This window comes from Niveispirillum sp. GW835-FHT14G11 (assembly GCF_058793615.1).
This window is the reverse complement of the sequence record NZ_JBXAFZ010000003.1, coordinates 280,435-298,537: the sequence shown is the minus strand read 5'-3', so window position 1 is coordinate 298,537 and position 18,103 is coordinate 280,435. Positions and strand designations below refer to the sequence as shown.

The following is an 18,103-nucleotide window of genomic DNA, read 5'->3' as shown; positions in this document are numbered from 1 at the left end:
GATTATACAGCATCCCCCAGCCAGCGTGACGTCACAGGCTCCAGATTGCCGCGCCAGCGGCCGATCTCCTCGATCACCTGCTCCAGGGCACGCTGGTCGCGGTACCGCTTGCGCGCCCGGTTATTGTCGCCCTTGGCCTGCATCGCGGCCAGCCTTGCCGCCACACGCGGTTCACCGATGATCACCTGACGCCAGCGGTCCAGGCGGATTTCGGCGGTGCAATCGACGATGGCCTGCGTGCCGGGACGGCGGCCCAGCTTGATGGCGGCGGGCGTCAGGCGGGCGGCGACGGACAGGGACACATCCTCGGGCATGCCGGGGAACACGGCCTTCACGGCCTGGGCGATGCTGTCCTTCAGATCGACGCTGCGCTGCTTGTCGTCGCGGGCCACGCGCTTGGCCGACACATCCATGCGGCGGCGGCTATGGGCCATGACCTGCTCGGCCACCTCCCGCGCATCCTCGTCCATCCACAGGACGGGGCCGGCGGGCAGGGCGGCGGCGACGGCGGGGCTCAGGGCCGGGTGCGGGGCGTCAGTCTCCGTCACCAGCCGCAGCTTGGACAGGGATTTCAGTGCCCGCTCACGGCCGGCATCGGCGGCCAGCCAGGCATCCCGTGTGATCGGCTCCGACTTCAGCAGGCTGTCCAGCGCCTCCAGGTCGCCACCGGTCCAGCGGCGGCCATTCAGCAGCCGTTCGGCCCGGTCGCGCAGCAGGGCGCGACCGGCATCGCGCGGATGCGCCGGGGCGATCTCGATGATTTTCCAGACATCATTTGCCAGCCGGGCCACGGCCCAGCCGGCATGGATGTCGATGGGGCGGTCGGTGATGAAGATGCCGCCGGGCAGGTTCCATACATCGCTGACCCGGATCAGGCCGCTGGCGTCCAGGAATGCCTCACCGGCGGGGGAGCGATTGATGACAGGCCAACTCGCCACCAGGCCCGCCAAACCCTCCGGCATGCCGGAGGGGCGGTCCCATTCACCCAGGCGGATCAGGCCAAGATCACTTGTCACCTCAATACCGCCCTTCGATGGCGTCGATGAACCGTTCGAACAGATAGTGGCTGTCCTCCGGGCCAGGGCTGGCTTCCGGATGGTATTGCACGGAGAAGACGGGGCGGCCAGACAGGCGGATACCCTCGTTCGATCCGTCGAACAGGGAGACGTGGGTGACCTCCACCTCTTCCGGCAGGCTTTCACGCAGGACGACGAAGCCGTGATTCTGGCTGGTGATCTCCACCACGCCCGATGCCAGATCCTTCACCGGATGGTTGGCGCCGCGATGGCCCTTGTCCATCTTGACGGTGCGCCCGCCCAGCGCCAGGGCCAGCATCTGGTGGCCCAGGCAGATGCCGAACACGGCCTTGCCACTATCCACCAGCCGGGCGATGGTCGGCACGGCATAGGTGCCGGTGGCCGCCGGATCACCAGGGCCGTTGGACAGGAAGATGCCGTCGGGGTTCAGGGCCAGGATCTCTTCCGCCGTGGTGGTAGCGGGGACGACGGTGACCTTGCAGCCCGAGGCTGCCAGACAGCGCAGGATGTTGCGCTTGGCGCCGAAATCCATGGCGACGACATGGTGCTTGGGCTGGTCTTGCGTGCCATAGCCTTCCTTCAGGCTCCAGATCGTCTCATCCCAGCTGTAGGACTGGCGGGTGGAGACGTCCTTGGCCAGATCCATGCCTTCCAGGCCGGGCCATTCCTGCGCCTGACGGATCAGGGCATCGATGTCGAACACCCCGTCCGGCGCATGGGCGACGACGCCGTTGGGGGCGCCATTGTCGCGGATCAGGCGGGTCAGGCGACGGGTGTCGATGCCCGACAGGCCGATCAGGCCGTGGCTCTTCAGCCAGGTGCCCAGATGCTGGGTGGCGCGCCAGTTGGCCGGCTCGGTGATATCGGCCTTGATGATCAGGCCGCGGGCGACCGGCGTGATCGTCTCGATATCTTCCGGGTTGGTGCCGACATTCCCGATATGCGGGAAGGTGAAGGTGATGATCTGCCCGGCATAGGACGGGTCGGTCAGGATTTCCTGATAGCCGGACATGGAGGTGTTGAAGCAGACCTCGCCCACGCTATGGCCCACGGCGCCCACGCCTCGTCCCCAGAAGACCGAACCATCGGCAAGGACGAGAACGCCCGTGGCTCCCTTGGGGGCGGGCGCGCGGGTGGGGGAACCCATCGGCGGGGTGTCAGACATGCTCGGGCACCTTATTGGTCTGCGGGTCGGCGCCGGGGCGCCGTTGAAAAGGCCGTGCCTTCCCGCCCCGATGGGCGGGGCGGCCTGCCCGCAGTCGCGTCGCGGACTGGCCGCGCCGATGCCGCGCGCCGGCCTTGGCCGGTACGGTTCTGACAGGTGAATTAGCTATTCGCCGGGCATGGGTCAACCAACGTGGGCGCGGCCCTGCCACGCGCCATCGTTGGGTGTCCGGATCGGCGTTGAAATGGGCGCAGCTGTTTCCAGATGGCGACGCGCTTGAGTCCTATTCGCTGGCATACGGACGGTATGTTGGCTAATGTTGCCGGCTGTTTCACCCCACCCTTAGAGGTATTCCCATGTTGCGCCAGACGCTGAACGAAGCCCTGAAGGACGCGATGCGCGCCAAGAACAGCCGCGCCGTCGCCACCGTCCGGCTGATCCTGGCGGCCTTGAAGGACCGTGACATCGCGGCGCGCGGCACCGGCAACCAGGACGGCATCGACGATGCCACCATCCTGGCCATGCTGCAGACCATGGTCAAACAGCGCCGCGAGAGCATCACCATGTATGAGCAGGGCGGTCGCGTCGAACTAGCCCAGCAGGAGCGGGAGGAGATCGAGGTCATCGAAGGCTTCCTGCCCAAGCAGCTGGACGAGGCGGAGACGCGCGAGGCCATCGCGGCCCTGATCGCGGAGCTGGGCGCCACCGGCGTCAAGGATATGGGCAAAGTGATGGCCGACCTGCGCGGCCGCTTCGCCGGCCAGATGGACTTCACCAAGGCCAGCGCCCTGGTGCGCGAGAAGCTGGCCAACTGATCCGTCGGGGCGTCGGTTGAGGTCCATCCAGCGTCTGGGGCCGGGGGACGAAGGGCGGCTTGACGCCCATCTCGCCCGGTATCCGGCCACCTCGCTTTTCCTGCGCTCCAACCTGCGCCGGGCCGGGCTGGTGGATGATGGCCAGCGATTCCAGGCGCGTTATGTTGCCCTGGTTGATGGTGGCAGCGCCGTGCAGGGCGTGGTGGCCCATGCCTGGAACGGCAACCTGCTGATCCAGGCAGACCCGGACGCGGCAGCCGAGCTGGCCCGCCAGCACATCGTCGCCGGTGATCGGCCCGTGAAGGGCATCATCGGCCCCCTGGCCGCCGTCCGCGCCGTCCAGCTCCTTTTTTCCGATTGCCCCGTCTTGAAGGATAGCGCTGAGGATCTGTTCGATCTGCCGCTGGCCGACCTGCGGGTACCGCCGGCCCTGGCCGATGGCAGCCTGTCCTGGCGACGGGCGGGGGAGGGGGACCTGGACCTGCTGTCCGGCTGGCGTCGCGATTACTGCCTGGAGACGCTGGGGGAGGCGGATGGTGAGGCGTTGTGCGCCCGCGCCAGTTCCGACGTGAAGGCCTGGGTGGCGGCGGGTGAGGTATTCCTGCTGGCGGATGCGTCGGGCACGCCGCTTGCCATGGCCACCCACAATGCCCGCATCCCCGATACGGTGCAGATCGGCGGCGTCTGGACGCCCGTGGCCCTGCGGGGCCATGGCTATGCCCGCGCCGTGGTGGCCGGCGCCCTGCTGGCGGCGCGCGCGGAAGGCGTGGGGACGGGGGTGCTGTTCACCGGCAAGCAGAACCAGCCCGCACGCCGCGCCTATCTGGCGCTGGGATTCCGCATCATCGGCGATTACGGGATCGTGCTGCTGGGCTGAGGACCCGGCTTTTCCTTTGCCAGCTGCGGCTTTCACGCCCATATTTTCCTGATCCCATGCGGGAGGCGGGGCAATGGATGACGGCGTGATTTCGGCGGCGGAGGCCGGGCGGAATTTCGACAGGTTGCTGGAACAGGTGGAGGCGGGCCAATCCCTGACCATCACCCGTGACGGCCGCCCCGTGGCGGTGGTGACGCCGGTGGAGGTGACAGATGATGATGAGCGGGAGCGCTTGCACCAGGAGATGATGGCGTTGTTACGCAAAGGTCTCGACATCGGGTACAGCGGCCCCCTGGACCGCGAGGCGTTGCATCAGCGATGAGCCTTGTTGCCTTGGATACCAACATCCTTGTCTATTCGATGGACAAGCAAGCATTGGAAAGCAAGTGGCACCTTGCCCAGGATTTATTCAGCCGGATTGCTGTTCGGCAGAACGGTCTCCTGCCCAGCCAAGCCCTGGTCGAGTTTTATGCGGTGGTGACGCGCAAGCATCATGGCACACCAGAAGACGCGGCCAGGCAGGTAACGGTTTGGGGGCGATTGCTGACTGTTATCGGCACCAGCTTCGATGACGTTGCCGCCGCCATCCAGGCCAACCGCGATCATGGCCTGCCCATCTGGGATGCCATGATCTGGGCGGTATCCCGCCGCGCCGGAGCCAGCCTGCTGCTCAGCGAGGATTTCCAGGATGGGCGGGTGCTGGACGGTGTGCGTTTCGCCAATCCGTTCAATCCCGCCAACATCCCGTTGATCGACGCCGCTCTTACTGGAGTTAACGAAGCTGATAGGGTTCAGTTTGATCAGGACAAAATTTGCACAAATGATGCGGTGGAATGCTAATGAGAAAATACATGATCATTGCAATGGCTATGGTCATTCCCATTGGGAACATCTTTGGATTTAATCATTGGGTCGCGAGATATTCGATTCACGCTGCTATATTTACAACATTATACCCATTCCCTTTCCACATTGAAGCCTCATATTCGGCAGGATATTTCCAAAGCATTGAATTGGGGGGACGGGATACTAAGATTTTGGCTAAATTAGCAGAGAAAAACCACTGCATGCAGGCAGTTTCTGGCGTATTTGTCGATACGAAGGACTTTCAGATTTCAAGCACTGGGGACACCGAACTAGTGCTGCTTTGCAGATCAGGTGGAATTGCCTGGAATGTGATATTCCTGATTCAGAAGGGGGTTATAAAAGAAATACGGATATCAGGTGGATTATGGTTATAATATTGTTACCTATCAGGCTATCTTCCTCAGAGTCTGATTCGAAATTAATCTGATATCTTCAACGCCTTGCGATCCGCCGGATGAAGAGTTGTACGGATGCGATGAAGCACCATGTAGTTGCAGATGCGATAGTCTGCTCGAAGCCTTGGGCTGTGTCGGATCGCTTGATGATATCGATGGTCCATTTTCCGATGCGGCGCAGCGCGTCCTTGAGCTTGTCCCCAGCATAACCGCCATCGGCGAAGATGCGCCGCAGCCACGGGAAGGGTTTGACGATTTTTCGGCCAGCACCAGCGGTGCCCCGTCGCGGTCTTGGATGTCGGCGGTGTGGATAACGGCATGCACGAGATTGCCCTGGGTGTCGGTGAGGATATGGCGCTTACGCCCCTTGATCTTCTTGCCCGCATCATAGCCCTTTGGTCTGCCGGATTCCGTGGTTTTGACGCTCTGGCAGTCGATCACACCGGCGGTTGGGCTGGCATCACGGCCCTGTTGCTCACGCATCGCCATCAGCAGGATATGGTTGACCGTGAGCCACAGGCCATTGTCGCGCCACAGGTAGAACCAGCGCCGCACCGTCGAGACCGGTGGGAAACAAGGCGGCAGCATCCGCCAAGGTAGGCCGCCGCGAAGCAGGTAAAGGATTGCCTCCACGATCCGGCGCAGCGGCCATTTGCGCGGGCGGCCAACAGAGGACGCAGCAGGCAGCAGCGTTTCCAGAATGAACCATTCCGCATTTGTCAAATCGCTTGGCAAAGCCAGGCCGTTGCGGGCATGAACAGCGCGGGTGGTATCAGTCCACATCGGGGATGCAGGGTTGTTTTTAGCGAAACCCCTGAATCACCGATAGGGAACGCTGTTAAGCTAACCCGCTGATACAACTAAACTTAATTTCGGATCAGGCTCTTACACCTTGATGTCGATCCCTTTCGTCGCCTCCTCCTGCGTGGCCATTCGGCCATCCATGGAGATGAAATATTTTGCCGACTTGGCCAACTGGTCAGGATTCAGCCCCATGGCGGTCAATTCTTCCCACATGGGGGCAAGATTTTCCTGGTTGCGGTATTTGTCGGTGATGGCATCGATGGTCTTCTGCTGGTCGGCAGACACGAAGGGCAGATAGCCGCGTTCGTTCGCGGGCAAGGCCATTTGGAAGGCCAGCGGCGGGTCGCCCTCCTGTCCGTATTTACGGCCATGGGTCTGCTCGAACTCCTTCTCGCGCTTGGCGATTTCCGCGTGGCGCTGCGCGTCATAGGCCGCGCGTTCCTTCTTCAGGCCCGCCATTTCGTCCTTCTGCTGGGCGGCGGGATCGACAGGGCTGGTCTGTGTCTTGGCCGCCGGGGCGGAGGTGCCGCTGGCGGCGGGCGCCTTCACCTGTAATCGCGAGAGGATGGCGGAGGGGGAGAACATGGAACTGATATTCATGGCGCATGCCCTTCGTTTGGGTGTTTTGTTACCCAGGGCCACGCAATCTTCGTACCGACGAATTTCGAACCATCCGGCATGTTGTCCACAGCCTGTGGAACATGCAGCACCTGGGGATAAGTGGTGCCATGCGTGGCAATCCCGGCGGTGTCTGCGCTATGCTCCCCGGCTGACCCGCGCCCCTTAGCTTTGAAGATTGCCCGCCTGATGGCCCTGCCGCCGCAGTTCCTGGAAGAGTTGCGTTCCCGCCTTTCCGTGTCGGAAGTGGTGATGAAGCGCATGCGTCTGCAGCGCGCCGGGCGCGAGTTCAAGGCCCCGTGCCCCTTCCACAATGAGAAGACGCCCAGCTTCTACGTCAACGACCAGAAGAACTTCTTTCATTGTTTTGGTTGTGGGGCCCATGGCGACCAGATCGGCTTCGTCATGCGTCATGACAGCCTGTCCTTCATGGAGGCGGTGGAGCATCTGGCGGCCGAGGCGGGCATGCAGGTGCCGCAGGCCACGCCGCAGGAGCGCCAGCAATATGAGCGGCAGAAGTCGCTCTATGATCTGGTTGAGCGGGCCACGAAATATTACGAGAAGGAACTCTACAATCCCGGTGGGCGCGCGGCGCTGGATTATCTGCGCCGGCGCGGGCTGGATGATGCCGCCATCGCGCGTTTCCGCCTGGGCTATGCCCCGCAGGAGGGCGGGCCGCTGCGCATGTTGCTGCTGGAGGCCGGCTATAACGAGGCCGACATGGTGGAGGTCGGCCTGTTCAAGAAGGCCGAGAGCGGCCGGCCCATCCGCAACTTCTTCTGGAACCGCGTCATGTTCCCCGTCACCGACCGCCGGGGGCAGGTGGTGGCGTTCGGCGGGCGTGTGCTGGAAGGCGACGGGCCGAAATATATCAATTCGGCGGAGAGCCCGCTTTTCCACAAGGGCAACCTGCTCTACGGCATGTCACGCGCCCGTCAGGCGGCGGCGGATGGCCAGCGGCTGATCGTCACCGAAGGCTATATGGACGTCATCTCCTGTGTGCAGGCGGGGTTCGAGGGAGCGGTGGCGCCGCTCGGCACCGCCATGACGGAGACGCAGATCCAGGTGCTGTGGAAACTGGCACCGGAGGGACAGCGCAACCCTATCCTGTGCTTCGATGGCGACAATGCCGGGCGGCGGGCGGCACAACGGGCCGTGGAGCGGGTGCTGCCCATCCTGATGCCCGACACCACGGTCCGCATCGCCTTCATGCCGGACAAGGAGGATCCCGACAGCCTGATCCGGTCCGGCGGCCCCGATGCCTTCGCCGCCATCCTGGAACGCGCCCTGCCGCTGGAGGATTTCATCTGGGAGATGGTGCGCCAGGGGGAGGACCCGAAGACGGCTGATGGCCGCCTGCGCATTGAGGGCGGCATCAATCAGATGATGGAGAAGGTCACCGACAAGTCGGTCCAGTACAACTACCGTTCCGTCCTGCGCGAGAAGCTGCGCGCCGCCATCCGGGCCGGCGGTGGCGGGGGTGGCTTCGCAGGCGGCGGCAATGCGGGGGGGCGTCCGCGCCGTCTTCAGCCCGGCGAGGTGCCCGTCAGCCGCCTGTGGGACAGCCGTTTTCGCAGCCCCACCCTGCGCACCGAGCCGCGCCGGCGCGAGCGTTACCTGCTGTTGGCCGTCATCCATCATCCAGAGCTTTTCCAGGATATCGGAGAGACCCTGGCGGGGGCGGAATTCGCCGATAGTGAGATGGAGGCGCTGCGCCAAGCGCTTGTTGCATGCCTCACGACCGAATCAGCACTTGACGCCGAGGGTTTGAAGCGCCACCTGTCTGGTCGCGGTTTTTACGAGATGCTGGATAGTCTGCTGAATGCGGACGCGCCTCGATTTGCGCAACCTGGAGCGTCGTTCGAAATCGCGAAGAGTGGCTGGCAGGAGGTTTGGCTTAGTTCCGAGGATGGTTTGCTTCAACGCGAGCTGCGCGATGCCGAGAGACGGTTTGCCGAGACATTCAGTGAGAATGATCTGGCAAGATTACGCGCGCTGCAGAGGGAGCTGCTGATTCTCCGGGGCCATGTCGACAATCTGACGGAGATGGATGGATGACGGATGGGCGGCCGAACTTTCGGGCGTCGTGCGACGCATTTGTCCACAAAAACTGTGTCGTGGCGGACACAGTTCATGGCCGCTCACCAATGTTATAGCCAGATTGAGTTTCGTCGGATGGCCGGGCACTTGCCCGAGTCGTCCATTTGCGTTTACCGGTGGCAGCCTTAAAAGTGCGGGGGCAGCGAACGAATGGCGACGAAAGCGGCGCAGACGGCAGAAGTGTCGGAGCAGCGGGAAGAGGAAGCCAATGGCCCTCTGATGGATGGCATGGCCATTGCCGTCAAGAAGATGATCGCGCGCGGCAAGGAGCGCGGATACGTCACCTATGACGAATTGAATGCGGCCCTGCCCCCCGACAGCTCGTCTTCCGAGCAGATCGAGGACACGATGGCGTTGCTGTCCGAAATGGGCATCAACGTGGTCGAGGGCGAAGAGCAGGAAGACGGTCCCAGCGGCGAGGGCGAAGGCGAAGGCCGTCAGTCCGGCAACCTGGACGATGACGATATCGGCCGTACCGACGACCCCGTGCGCATGTATCTGCGCGAAATGGGGTCGGTGGAGCTGCTGAGCCGCGAGGGCGAAATCGCCATCGCCAAGCGCATCGAGGCCGGCCGCGAGATGATGATCGGCGCGATCTGCGAATCGCCGCTGACCATCCAGGCCATCATCGAATGGCACCAGTCGCTGCAGGACGGCAAGATGCTGCTGCGCGACATCATCGATCTGGATGCCTCCTACGGGGTCGATCCGGAGGCCGGCGAACTGCCGCCCGAAGCGCTGGACGGCCCCGCCGCCGAGCGTGAGGAGGAGGAGGCCGAGCGTCCGGAGGGTGAGGGCGGTCCCGCCGCCGAAGGCGAGGGCGAGGAAGAGGGCAATGTCTCGCTCTCCGCCATGGAAGCCGAGCTGAAGCCCAAGGTGCTGGAGACCTTCGGCAAGATCGAGGAAACCTATGAGCGCCTGCACAAGTTGCAGGAAGAGCGCCTGTCCCTGCTGCAGCAGGGCATGGAACTGCCCAAGGGTTCCGACAAGAAGTACGAAAAGGTGAAGGCGGAGCTGACCGAACTGGTCAATTCCGTCCGCCTGAACAATGGCCGCATTGAACAGCTGGTCGAGCAGCTCTATGCCCTGAACCGCAAGCTGCTGGGCTTTGAAGGCCGCCTGCTGCGTCTGGCCACCGATTGCCGCGTGAAGCGCGAGGATTTTCTGCAGCACTATTACGGGTCGGAACTGGACCCGAAATGGCTGGACCGCTGCAAGAACCTGTCGAAGGCCTGGGGCAAGTTCGCCGAGCGCTCTTCCCAGGAAGTCGGCCGCGTGCGCGAGAATATCTCCGACGTCTCCACCCAGGCCCGGCTGCCCATCGGTGAGTTCCGCCGCATCGTCTCAACGGTGCAGAAGGGTGAGAAGGAGGCCAGCCGCGCCAAGAAGGAGATGGTGGAGGCCAATCTGCGCCTCGTGATCTCCATCGCCAAGAAGTACACGAACCGCGGCCTGCAGTTCCTGGACCTGATCCAGGAGGGCAATATCGGCCTGATGAAGGCGGTCGATAAGTTCGAGTATCGGCGCGGCTATAAGTTCTCCACCTATGCCACCTGGTGGATCCGGCAGGCGATCACCCGCTCGATCGCCGATCAGGCCCGCACCATCCGCATTCCCGTGCATATGATCGAGACGATCAACAAACTGGTGCGCACCTCGCGCCAGATGCTGCACGAGATCGGGCGTGAGCCGACGCCGGAGGAACTGGCCGAGCGGCTGATGATGCCGCTGGAAAAGGTCCGCAAGGTCCTGAAGATCGCCAAGGAGCCGATCAGCCTGGAGACGCCGATCGGCGACGAGGAGGACAGCCATCTAGGTGATTTCATTGAGGACAAGAACGCTGTTCTTCCCCTTGATGCCGCCATCCAGGCCAACCTGCGCGAGACCACGACGCGGATACTCGCTACGCTGACGGCGCGTGAGGAGCGGGTGCTGCGCATGCGTTTCGGCATCGGCATGAACACCGACCACACCCTGGAAGAGGTGGGTCAGCAGTTCAGCGTGACGCGCGAACGTATCCGCCAGATCGAGGCCAAGGCCCTGCGCAAGCTGAAGCACCCGTCGCGCAGCCGCAAGCTGCGGAGCTTCTTGGATACGTGAGTTGTTCTGCTCTTCGCCTGTTTCACGCGAATGAAGAAGCCCTCGCCTCTGGCGGGGGCTTTTTCGTTTTGGAGACCATGCATTGCGTGTTCAGGCCGGTGGAGTTTAGTCTGCCCCAGCCTTCAATTGCCGGACCGCTACCATGGCCAACGAACTCGTCAAACTCGCCAAGGTGATCTCCCGTCAACTCCGCAAGGGTCAGCCGTTCAGCCTTTCGGCTGAAATCGGGCAGACCATCGCGACAACGCCGGGCGGGCCGGAGGAATTGGTGGTCCTGCTTGCCGAGGAGGCGGGCAAGGCCCGCCCGAGTGCCAAGCTCTTGCAGGTCTATGAGGCATTCCTGACGGATACCTTCATGGAACTGGTGCAGGGCGCCAAGGCGGGGCGCACCGGAATGGCGGAGGCCCTGCGCAATGTGGAAGGGGAGATCGTCACCCTGGTCCAGGAGGGCGATCTCGCGCCCGATGCCTTTCTCACGCTGCTCAGGCTTCTGCAGGGCGCCGGGCATGTTCCGGGAGAGGATTTTCGCGACGCGCTGATGGACAGCGACGGCTCCGATGCGCAGAGCGTGGATATCGGCAGCGTTATCGATAGCCTGGCCCAGGCGGTGCAGGAGATGGGGGGCGATATCTTCGTCGCCCATCAGCAGATGCAGCCGATGATCGCCACCATGCCGGTGCCGGCGCGGGGGGCCATGGGCTTTGATCTGCTGGTCAATGACAAGCATCCGGCAGTGCGTTCTCTGGGTCTGGCCTGGCTGTTCGATGGGGAGGCGGAGGTTCGGCAAATGGCGGCCGACGGCGTTCGCCAGGCCGCTGAACGCGGGCGGTTGACGCCGGACATGCTGCGCCGCCTGATCTTGTCGCGCAACCTGCTGCCGGCCGCGCTGCATCCCGATATCGATGCCGCCATCAAGGCGGGCCGGCTGAAAGGCGTGGATTGCCCGCCATTGCCCGAACCCGTGGTGATCGAGTTCCTGGCGTCGGGGGTGGATGGTGCCGGGGCGCAGAGCCTTTTCGTACAGGTCAAGCAGGGGCGCAAGCAGGCCTTGGTCTCCATCCTGCTGAAGCTGGGCCACGGCGTGCTGGATGCCTGGGTGAGAACAGGCATGTCCAAGGCAGAGATGTCGTCGATCCTGGACGAAGTGGATGCCCAGATGGGGCTGAACCTTTCCGGGCCGCTGTTCCTGCGCCAGGCCCTGGGGCATTTCCTGGCCATGAATGTGCAAACCGGTCAGGCCGTCCCCTTCGCCTTGCTGGAGGTGGCGGAGGCATTGGCCCTGCCGTCATTGGCACCTGAAAGGCTGCCCGCGCGGGAAGACATGCTGCGCGACATCCTGGCCGGGCTGCCGCCGGAAGAAACGGATGCCAAGGCGTTCGAGCAGGCGCGGAAAATAAGCGCCTATTGGGCGGACAGCCTGCCGTTTGCCGCCTCATGGTTCGAAGACGGGCCGGAGATCGACCGGCTGCTGAAAGGCAAGAGGATGTCGCTGGAAAAGCAGGCCGGGGAGATATTGCAGAAGATACTGCCTGGCAAACGCGACCGCTGGATCGACATCCTGACCCAGACGGGGCTCAGCATGCGTGAAGGTGACCGCAAGGGAATATGGATCGACTATCTGTTGCTGGCGCGGGCGCTGGCGGAAGGCCAACCCCCGTCATCCCTGCCGTTCATGCAGAATGTCGCGGCCAACAGCGCCCAGGCGTGGCGCTATCATAATGGCGTAACGGGGCTGCCCGGCCGGCGCCAGCGTGGTGCCTGATCAATAAACCAGCTCATCCTCGCCCTTGCCGCTGGCAATGACGATTTCGCCGCGCGCCGCCATGTCCTTGGTCAGCTGCACCATGTACATCTGGCTTTCGTCCACGTCGCGCAGGCGCACCGGGCCCATCGCACCCATATCCTCGCGCATGATCTTGGCGGCGCGTTCGGACATGTTGGTGAAGAACAGGTCCTTCAGCGTGTCCGACGCCCCCTTCAGGGCCGTGGCCAGCTTCTGCTTGTCCACACTGCGCAGCAGGGTCTGGATGCCGCTGGGGTCGAGCTTGGACAGATCCTCGAAGGTGAACATCAGGGCGCGGATGCGTTCGGCGCTGTCGCGGTTGCGCTCTTCCAGGGCTGCCAGAAAGCGGCTTTCGGTATTGCGGTCGAAGCTGTTGAAAATCTCCGCCATCATCTCGTGCGCGTCGCGGCGGTTGGTGCGCGCCAGGTTCGACATGAATTCGGTGCGCAGCGTGCGCTCGATATCGTCGATGACCTCCTTCTGCACCGCCTCCATGCGCAGCATGCGCATGATGACTTCCATCGCGAAGCTTTCGGGCAGAAGCTGGAGCACGCGGCCGGCATGGTCGCCCTTGATCTTGGACATGATCACGGCGACGGTCTGCGGATATTCGTTCTTCAGATAGTTGGCCAGCACCTGCTCGTTCACGTTGGTCAGCTTGTCCCACATGGTGCGGCCGGCGGGACCACGGATTTCCTCCATGATCTGGTCGACCTTGTCCTTGGGCAGGACCTTGGTAAGCAGGCGTTCGGTGCTGTCGAACGAACCGACCAGCGAGCCGGTGGAGCTGATCTGCTCGGCGAATTCCACGAACAGCCGTTCGACCAGATTGGAGCTGACCGACCCCAGATTGGCCATGGTCTGGGACAGTTCCTTGATCTCGTCATCGCCCATCAGGGCGAACAGCTTCGACGCGATCTCTTCGCCCAATGCCAGCATCAGGATGGAGGCCTTCTCCGGTCCGGTCAGGCCACGATAATCCTCACGAACGCGCATCGCCATGGCGGCCACTCCAACACTACAGGGGCCGGCACAGAGGGGCCGGACCGGTCACTTTGGCGGAATCTAGCACAGCGACTCGCCAAGGTGAATCCGTCACGAAGGATAATATATTGTTTGTCCGCGTGTTCAGGGGCCGCCGGCCAGTTCCCGGCGGCGCTCCTCCCATGTCACCTCATCGGCGACGGGGGAGATGGGGCTGCGTGGCAGTTCGTTCTTCATGCCCGGGCAGTCGCGGGGCCCGTCATAGGCACGCCCGGCAAGGTAACCGATGGTGGAGCCGATACCGGCACCGGTCAGGCCCTTGGCGGCCTGCGTAACGCTGCTGTCATCATCGCCGCTGGCGGCCATGCCCGCCATCACGCCCAGCGCTGCGCCGATCCAGGTGCCGGCCTTGGCCCCCTTCTGGCTGCGTCCCGTGCAGGGCGGGGGCAGGGCGGCGCGCAGCTTCAGGTCGGCATCGTCCAGCGACACGACCTGACCCGGCAGCGGATCATAGGCGGGCAAGGGCTTGAACGTATTGGTCGCCGCATCGGCGGCAAGCGCAGATGGTACCGCCAGCAGGAACAGCGCCAATATCGCCGAGCCGCCTGCCTTCATGATGTCACCGGCGCCCGTCCCAGAATTCCAGCGGTGCCGACACCGACGGGGCACCCAGGATGTTGCCGCCATACTTATGGCGCAGGAAGCTCTCGTTATAGTTCAGGCGCGGGGTGCCCGAGACATAGCCGTAGGGCGAGTAATAGCCGCGATTGTTGGAATAGAACGGTTCCGCATCATAACCGATCTGGCCGTCGCCCAGCAGCTGGTTCGACCGGCGGGCGCCATAGCCGCTGCTGAAGGACGGCATATTGCCGCTGACCGACAGGCTGAACCCGTCCGGCAGGCGCGCAGCACCTTCACCCGACAGGGCCAGGGCAGCGGCGGCCGCCGCTTCGGCGCTGGGGCGGGCATAGGACTGGGCCGCGGCGCGTTCGCCGGGGGTCACGGCGCGGGTAATGGGCTTGAAGGTGTTCACTCCCTTGCCCGCCTCTTCCGCCAGGGCCGGCGTCGCGATCGGCACTGCCACCAGCAGGGCGGCAATACCGGTGACGCGGGCATGACGGGTGAAAGCGTTACGCATCGGAACCATCTCCATCCACTGCCGGGCGCGCGGGGCCATTGGCCGGGCGCCATTACCGGGGGAACCGGGCACCCCTGGGGCCCGCAATTGCCTATAAGGTCATGCGTGCGGGCGTCCACGTCAAGGGGGGCAGTGGATTTGTCACCCACAATCTCCCCGTTGCCGTCTGCCCGACGGGTTTTTGTCGGGATGGGGGTGGGCTGGCGGCCGGCGGCGGGCGCGTGCTAGGGTGCCCGCCAATGCCCGGAACCCCGACCTTGCCATGCTGGAAAGCCTTTATCGCGGCCTGACGCGTCTTGCCGGCCCCGCCGTTTCCCGGCTGCTGGACCGGCGGGCGACGCGCGGCAAGGAAGACCCGACCCGCCGGCATGAAAGGCTGGGCCGCCCCCGCCGGCCGCGCCCGACAGGGCAGCTGGTCTGGCTGCATGCCGCATCGGTGGGGGAATCGCTGGCCGTGCTGCCGTTGGTCGACCGGTTGCTGGCGGTTTCCGCCGATCTGTCGGTACTGGTCACGACAGGCACCGTCACCTCCGCCGCCCTGATGGAAATGCGTTTGCCGGGCCAGCGCGCCTTTCACCAATATGTGCCGGTGGACCTGCCCGCCGCTGTGGACGGTTTTCTGGCGCATTGGCGGCCGGATCTGGTGTTGTGGGTGGAATCCGAATTTTGGCCCAACCTTCTGTCCGCCATCCGCCGCCGGGCCATTCCCTGCGCCCTGGTCAATGCGCGGCTGTCCAGCAAAAGTTTCACCAGCTGGCGCCGCCTGCCCGGCACCGCGCGGCGCCTGCTGTCGGTGTTCCAGATGGCCCTGGCCCAGACGGCGGCAGAGGCGGACAGGCTGCGGGAACTGGGCATCGGCGACAGCCGTGCCATCGGCAACCTGAAATATTCCGGCGGCCCCTTGCCGGCGGATGAGGGGGCGCTCCTGGCCCTGTCCACAGCCATCGGCCGCCGCCCCGTCTGGACCTTTGCCAGCACCCATGCGGGGGAGGAGGTGATGGCGATCACCGCGCAGCAGGCGTTGCTGAAAACCCATCCCGACGCGCTGCTGCTGCTGGTTCCCCGCCATCCCGACCGGGGTGCTGTGGTTGCGGGGCTGCTGTCGGCGTCGGGCCTGTCTTTCACCCGGCGCAGCGGCGGGGCGCTGCCGGGAACGGATGATGGCGTCTATCTGATGGATACGCTGGGGGAGATGGGGCTGGTCTTCCGGCTGGCCCCGGTCACCGTGATGGGCGGGTCCTTCATGCCGGTGGGCGGGCACAACCCGATCGAGCCGGCGCTGCTGAACAGTGCTGTCATCCATGGCCCGCACATGTTCAACTTCGCCGAGGTTGCGGCGGAGATGCAGGCGGCGGGCGGGCTGCTGCCCCTGGACGGGGCCGACGCCATTGCTCCGGCGGTGGCCGGGCTGCTGTTCGACCCGGTGATGCGACAGGCACGGGCCGATGGCGCCCGCGATGTGGCGCTGCGCAACGCCACGGCCATCGACCGGGTGATGGCGGCGCTGACGCCGCTGCTGGCGCGGGCGGGGATCGGCTGATGAGGGCTCCGGGCTTCTGGTATGCCCCGCCGGGCTGGGCGGCGATGGCGCTGACGCCGCTATCCTGGCTGTGGCGCCTGGGCGGGACCCTGCGGGCGAAGACGCCTCAGGCGGCGCCCCTGCCCGTGCTGTGCGTCGGCAATCTGGTGGCTGGCGGCACCGGCAAGACGCCGGTCGTGCTGGACCTCGTGGCCCGTTTGCGGTCGCGCGGGGTGGCGGCGGCATCATTGTCGCGTGGCCATGGCGGACGGTTGCCGGGCCCGCTGTTGGTCGATCCCGCCCGGCACGACGCGGGCGATGTCGGGGATGAGCCGTTGCTGCTGGCGATGAGTAATCCCGCCTGGATCGGGCGCGACCGTATGGCGGCGGCCCGGGCCATGGCGGCGGCGGGCGTGGATGCGATCATCATGGATGACGGGTTCCAGAACCATGCCCTGCGCAAGGATCTGTCGCTGATCGTCGTCGATGGCGGGGCCGGTTTCGGCAATGGCCGGGTGATGCCGGCGGGACCGTTGCGGGAACCGGCGGCCGCCGGCCTGGCGCGGGCTGATGCGCTGGTGGTCATCGGCGACGGACCGGGGCTGGCGGCCGCACGCGCCGTTGCCGGGGCGTGTCCGGTGCTGACCGCACGGTTGGTACCAGACAGGGCCGTGGCGGCTGGCCTGCGCGATCGCCACGTCCTGGCCTTTGCCGGCATCGGCCGCCCGGCCAAGTTCTTCGCCACCCTGCGCGGCATCGGCGCGCGGTTGGTGGCGGAATGTTCATTCGACGACCATCATCCGTTCAGCGCGGCCGAACTGTCTGCGCTGGCAGAGCAGGCCGCGCGGGAGGGAGCGATCCTGGTGACGACGCAGAAGGATGCGATGCGTCTGACACCCGCCTGGCGGGAACGGGTGATGACCCTGCCCGTGTGCCTGTCCTGGGACGATCCCACCGCTGTTGAAGGGCTGCTGGACCGGCTGATGGGAGATTGTCATGGCTAACCATGGGCGTCTGCGCCGTCGCTTCGACCGGGTGTTGGGCTATCGCCTGCAGGCTGGATTGGTCTGGCTGTTCATCCATGCCATGCGATTGCTGTCACCCGAACAGGCGTCGAACCTGGGGGGCGGGCTGCTGCGCCGGTTGGGGCCGCGCCTGTCGCGCTCCCGCCGCATGCGCCTTGATATCGAACGCGCCTTGCCTGGGCTGGAGCCGGCGCGGGTGGAGGCGATCATCCGCCAGGCGTGGGACAGTCTGGGCCGCACCTTCGCCGAATATGTGCATCTGGACCGGATATCGGCCGATTTCGACCGCCATGTCGAACTGACAGGGGCGGAGCATCTGCGCGCCCTGGCCACGGATGGGCGGCCGGGCATCGTCTTCGCCGGCCATTTTGCCAATTGGGAATTATGCGCCATGGTCTCGGCCCGGATGGGCGTGCATCTGACCTATGTGTTCCGCAAGCCCAACAACCCGTATGTCGCCCGGATGCTGGCCGCCGCGCGGACGGCGCTGGGCGGCACCATGGTGCCCAAAGGGCGCGAGGCGGCGCGGGGCCTGCTGTCGGCGATCCGCACCGGCGGCCATGTCGGCCTGCTGGTGGATCAGAAACTGAACGAGGGGCCGCTGCTGCCCTTTCTGGGGCGGGGGGCGCGGACGGGCACGGTGCTGGCCGACCTTGCCCTGCGGCATGACGCGCCGGCCGTGCCCATCCGGGTGACGCGGACGGGGGCGGCACGGTTTCGTGTCACTGTGCTGCCGCCGCTGGATTTCGTGCGCACGGGCGACATGCAGGCCGATACGCTGGCCGCCATGACACAGGTGAACCGGCTGCTGGAGGATTGGGTGAAGGAAGATCCCGGCCAGTGGATGTGGCAGCATCGCCGCTGGCCGGATTGAGG

At 64.7% G+C, this 18,103-nt stretch carries 18 protein-coding genes; 11 read left to right on the top strand and 7 right to left on the bottom strand.

Features of this window, described 5'->3' with window-relative positions; all coding sequences use genetic code 11:
• Positions 1–2: 2 nt before the first annotated feature.
• Both AC1Q7F_RS07725 and carA read right to left on the bottom strand, forming a co-directional pair.
• Positions 3–1,016: a hypothetical protein gene (locus AC1Q7F_RS07725; RefSeq protein ID WP_492505426.1), complete on the bottom strand. Its 1,014-nt coding sequence runs from the start codon at positions 1,014–1,016 to the stop codon at positions 3–5.
• A 1-nt stretch (position 1,017) separates the two neighbouring features.
• Complete coding sequence (gene carA / locus AC1Q7F_RS07720) at positions 1,018–2,184, bottom strand: glutamine-hydrolyzing carbamoyl-phosphate synthase small subunit (RefSeq protein WP_492505713.1); 1,167 nt, start codon at positions 2,182–2,184, stop codon at positions 1,018–1,020.
• A gap of 374 nt (positions 2,185–2,558) precedes the next feature.
• Between carA and AC1Q7F_RS07715 the strand changes: the two genes are divergently transcribed.
• The 5 genes from AC1Q7F_RS07715 (at position 2,559) to AC1Q7F_RS07695 (ending at position 5,135) form a co-directional block, all read left to right on the top strand.
• On the top strand, positions 2,559–3,017 hold the full coding sequence (locus AC1Q7F_RS07715) for a GatB/YqeY domain-containing protein (RefSeq protein ID WP_492505424.1): 459 nt from the start codon (positions 2,559–2,561) through the stop codon (positions 3,015–3,017).
• A 16-nt stretch (positions 3,018–3,033) separates the two neighbouring features.
• Positions 3,034–3,894 (top strand): GNAT family N-acetyltransferase, encoded by an 861-nt coding sequence (locus tag AC1Q7F_RS07710; protein WP_492505422.1) that lies wholly within the window; start codon positions 3,034–3,036, stop codon positions 3,892–3,894.
• A gap of 73 nt (positions 3,895–3,967) precedes the next feature.
• On the top strand, positions 3,968–4,216 hold the full coding sequence (locus AC1Q7F_RS07705; protein ID WP_492505420.1) for a type II toxin-antitoxin system Phd/YefM family antitoxin: 249 nt from the start codon (positions 3,968–3,970) through the stop codon (positions 4,214–4,216).
• Positions 4,213–4,734, top strand: coding sequence for a PIN domain-containing protein (locus AC1Q7F_RS07700; protein ID WP_492505418.1), 522 nt, complete (start codon positions 4,213–4,215; stop codon positions 4,732–4,734). Before AC1Q7F_RS07705 ends, AC1Q7F_RS07700 begins: the two co-directional genes overlap by 4 nt.
• An 11-nt stretch (positions 4,735–4,745) precedes the next feature.
• Entirely contained in the window at positions 4,746–5,135 is a 390-nt protein-coding gene (locus AC1Q7F_RS07695; RefSeq protein ID WP_492505416.1) for a hypothetical protein, read from the top strand.
• A 58-nt stretch (positions 5,136–5,193) separates the two neighbouring features.
• Here AC1Q7F_RS07695 and AC1Q7F_RS07690 read toward each other — a convergent pair.
• A protein-coding gene (locus AC1Q7F_RS07690; protein ID WP_492505414.1) for an IS5 family transposase occupies positions 5,194–5,939 on the bottom strand; the annotation gives its coding sequence in 2 pieces (ribosomal slippage) (positions 5,194–5,412 and positions 5,415–5,939; 744 coding nt in all).
• Positions 5,940–6,041: 102 nt separating this feature from the next.
• Positions 6,042–6,560 carry a hypothetical protein gene (locus AC1Q7F_RS07685; RefSeq protein WP_492505412.1) on the bottom strand — a complete coding sequence of 173 codons (519 nt, stop codon included), beginning with the start codon at positions 6,558–6,560 and terminating at the stop codon, positions 6,042–6,044.
• A 207-nt stretch (positions 6,561–6,767) separates the two neighbouring features.
• On the opposite strand from AC1Q7F_RS07685, the gene dnaG reads away from it, so the two are divergent.
• From dnaG to AC1Q7F_RS07670, 3 genes are all read left to right on the top strand, one after another.
• Entirely contained in the window at positions 6,768–8,636 is a 1,869-nt protein-coding gene (gene dnaG, locus AC1Q7F_RS07680) for a DNA primase (RefSeq protein WP_492505410.1), read from the top strand.
• Between the two features lie 192 nt (positions 8,637–8,828).
• On the top strand, positions 8,829–10,778 hold the full coding sequence (gene rpoD / locus AC1Q7F_RS07675) for an RNA polymerase sigma factor RpoD (protein WP_492505408.1): 1,950 nt from the start codon (positions 8,829–8,831) through the stop codon (positions 10,776–10,778).
• Between the two features lie 142 nt (positions 10,779–10,920).
• Positions 10,921–12,540 carry a DUF7401 domain-containing protein gene (locus AC1Q7F_RS07670; RefSeq protein ID WP_492505406.1) on the top strand — a complete coding sequence of 540 codons (1,620 nt, stop codon included), beginning with the start codon at positions 10,921–10,923 and terminating at the stop codon, positions 12,538–12,540.
• Here AC1Q7F_RS07670 and fliG read toward each other — a convergent pair whose 3' ends face one another.
• From fliG to AC1Q7F_RS07655, 3 genes are all read right to left on the bottom strand, one after another.
• Positions 12,541–13,563 carry a flagellar motor switch protein FliG gene (fliG, locus tag AC1Q7F_RS07665; RefSeq protein WP_416571504.1) on the bottom strand — a complete coding sequence of 341 codons (1,023 nt, stop codon included), beginning with the start codon at positions 13,561–13,563 and terminating at the stop codon, positions 12,541–12,543.
• A 126-nt stretch (positions 13,564–13,689) separates the two neighbouring features.
• Entirely contained in the window at positions 13,690–14,160 is a 471-nt protein-coding gene (locus AC1Q7F_RS07660) for a hypothetical protein (protein WP_492505403.1), read from the bottom strand.
• 4 nt (positions 14,161–14,164) lie between these two features.
• Positions 14,165–14,683, bottom strand: coding sequence for a hypothetical protein (locus AC1Q7F_RS07655; RefSeq protein ID WP_492505401.1), 519 nt, complete (start codon positions 14,681–14,683; stop codon positions 14,165–14,167).
• Positions 14,684–14,912: 229 nt separating this feature from the next.
• Here AC1Q7F_RS07655 and AC1Q7F_RS07650 point away from each other — a divergent pair, with 229 nt between their 5' ends.
• Genes AC1Q7F_RS07650 through AC1Q7F_RS07640 form a run of 3 tightly spaced genes read left to right on the top strand, consistent with a single transcriptional unit; the run spans position 14,913 to position 18,101 of the window.
• Complete coding sequence (locus tag AC1Q7F_RS07650; protein WP_492505399.1) at positions 14,913–16,223, top strand: 3-deoxy-D-manno-octulosonic acid transferase; 1,311 nt, start codon at positions 14,913–14,915, stop codon at positions 16,221–16,223.
• Positions 16,223–17,206: a tetraacyldisaccharide 4'-kinase gene (lpxK, locus tag AC1Q7F_RS07645; RefSeq protein WP_492505397.1), complete on the top strand. Its 984-nt coding sequence runs from the start codon at positions 16,223–16,225 to the stop codon at positions 17,204–17,206. Before AC1Q7F_RS07650 ends, lpxK begins: the two co-directional genes overlap by 1 nt.
• Positions 17,199–18,101 carry an LpxL/LpxP family acyltransferase gene (locus AC1Q7F_RS07640; protein ID WP_492505395.1) on the top strand — a complete coding sequence of 301 codons (903 nt, stop codon included), beginning with the start codon at positions 17,199–17,201 and terminating at the stop codon, positions 18,099–18,101. Before lpxK ends, AC1Q7F_RS07640 begins: the two co-directional genes overlap by 8 nt.
• Positions 18,102–18,103: the final 2 nt, after the last annotated feature.

Coding starts and splice junctions, on each gene's coding strand:
- carA (WP_492505713.1), bottom strand. CDS start 2,184: ATGGGTTCCCCCACCCGCGCGCCCGCCCCCAAGGGAGCCACGGGCGTT.
- AC1Q7F_RS07715 (WP_492505424.1), top strand. CDS start 2,559: ATGTTGCGCCAGACGCTGAACGAAGCCCTGAAGGACGCGATGCGCGCC.
- AC1Q7F_RS07705 (WP_492505420.1), top strand. CDS start 3,968: ATGGATGACGGCGTGATTTCGGCGGCGGAGGCCGGGCGGAATTTCGAC.
- AC1Q7F_RS07700 (WP_492505418.1), top strand. CDS start 4,213: ATGAGCCTTGTTGCCTTGGATACCAACATCCTTGTCTATTCGATGGAC.
- AC1Q7F_RS07695 (WP_492505416.1), top strand. CDS start 4,746: ATGATCATTGCAATGGCTATGGTCATTCCCATTGGGAACATCTTTGGA.
- AC1Q7F_RS07685 (WP_492505412.1), bottom strand. CDS start 6,560: ATGAATATCAGTTCCATGTTCTCCCCCTCCGCCATCCTCTCGCGATTA.
- dnaG (WP_492505410.1), top strand. CDS start 6,768: ATGGCCCTGCCGCCGCAGTTCCTGGAAGAGTTGCGTTCCCGCCTTTCC.
- rpoD (WP_492505408.1), top strand. CDS start 8,829: ATGGCGACGAAAGCGGCGCAGACGGCAGAAGTGTCGGAGCAGCGGGAA.
- AC1Q7F_RS07670 (WP_492505406.1), top strand. CDS start 10,921: ATGGCCAACGAACTCGTCAAACTCGCCAAGGTGATCTCCCGTCAACTC.
- fliG (WP_416571504.1), bottom strand. CDS start 13,563: ATGGCGATGCGCGTTCGTGAGGATTATCGTGGCCTGACCGGACCGGAG.
- AC1Q7F_RS07660 (WP_492505403.1), bottom strand. CDS start 14,160: ATGAAGGCAGGCGGCTCGGCGATATTGGCGCTGTTCCTGCTGGCGGTA.
- AC1Q7F_RS07655 (WP_492505401.1), bottom strand. CDS start 14,683: ATGCGTAACGCTTTCACCCGTCATGCCCGCGTCACCGGTATTGCCGCC.
- lpxK (WP_492505397.1), top strand. CDS start 16,223: ATGAGGGCTCCGGGCTTCTGGTATGCCCCGCCGGGCTGGGCGGCGATG.
- AC1Q7F_RS07640 (WP_492505395.1), top strand. CDS start 17,199: ATGGCTAACCATGGGCGTCTGCGCCGTCGCTTCGACCGGGTGTTGGGC.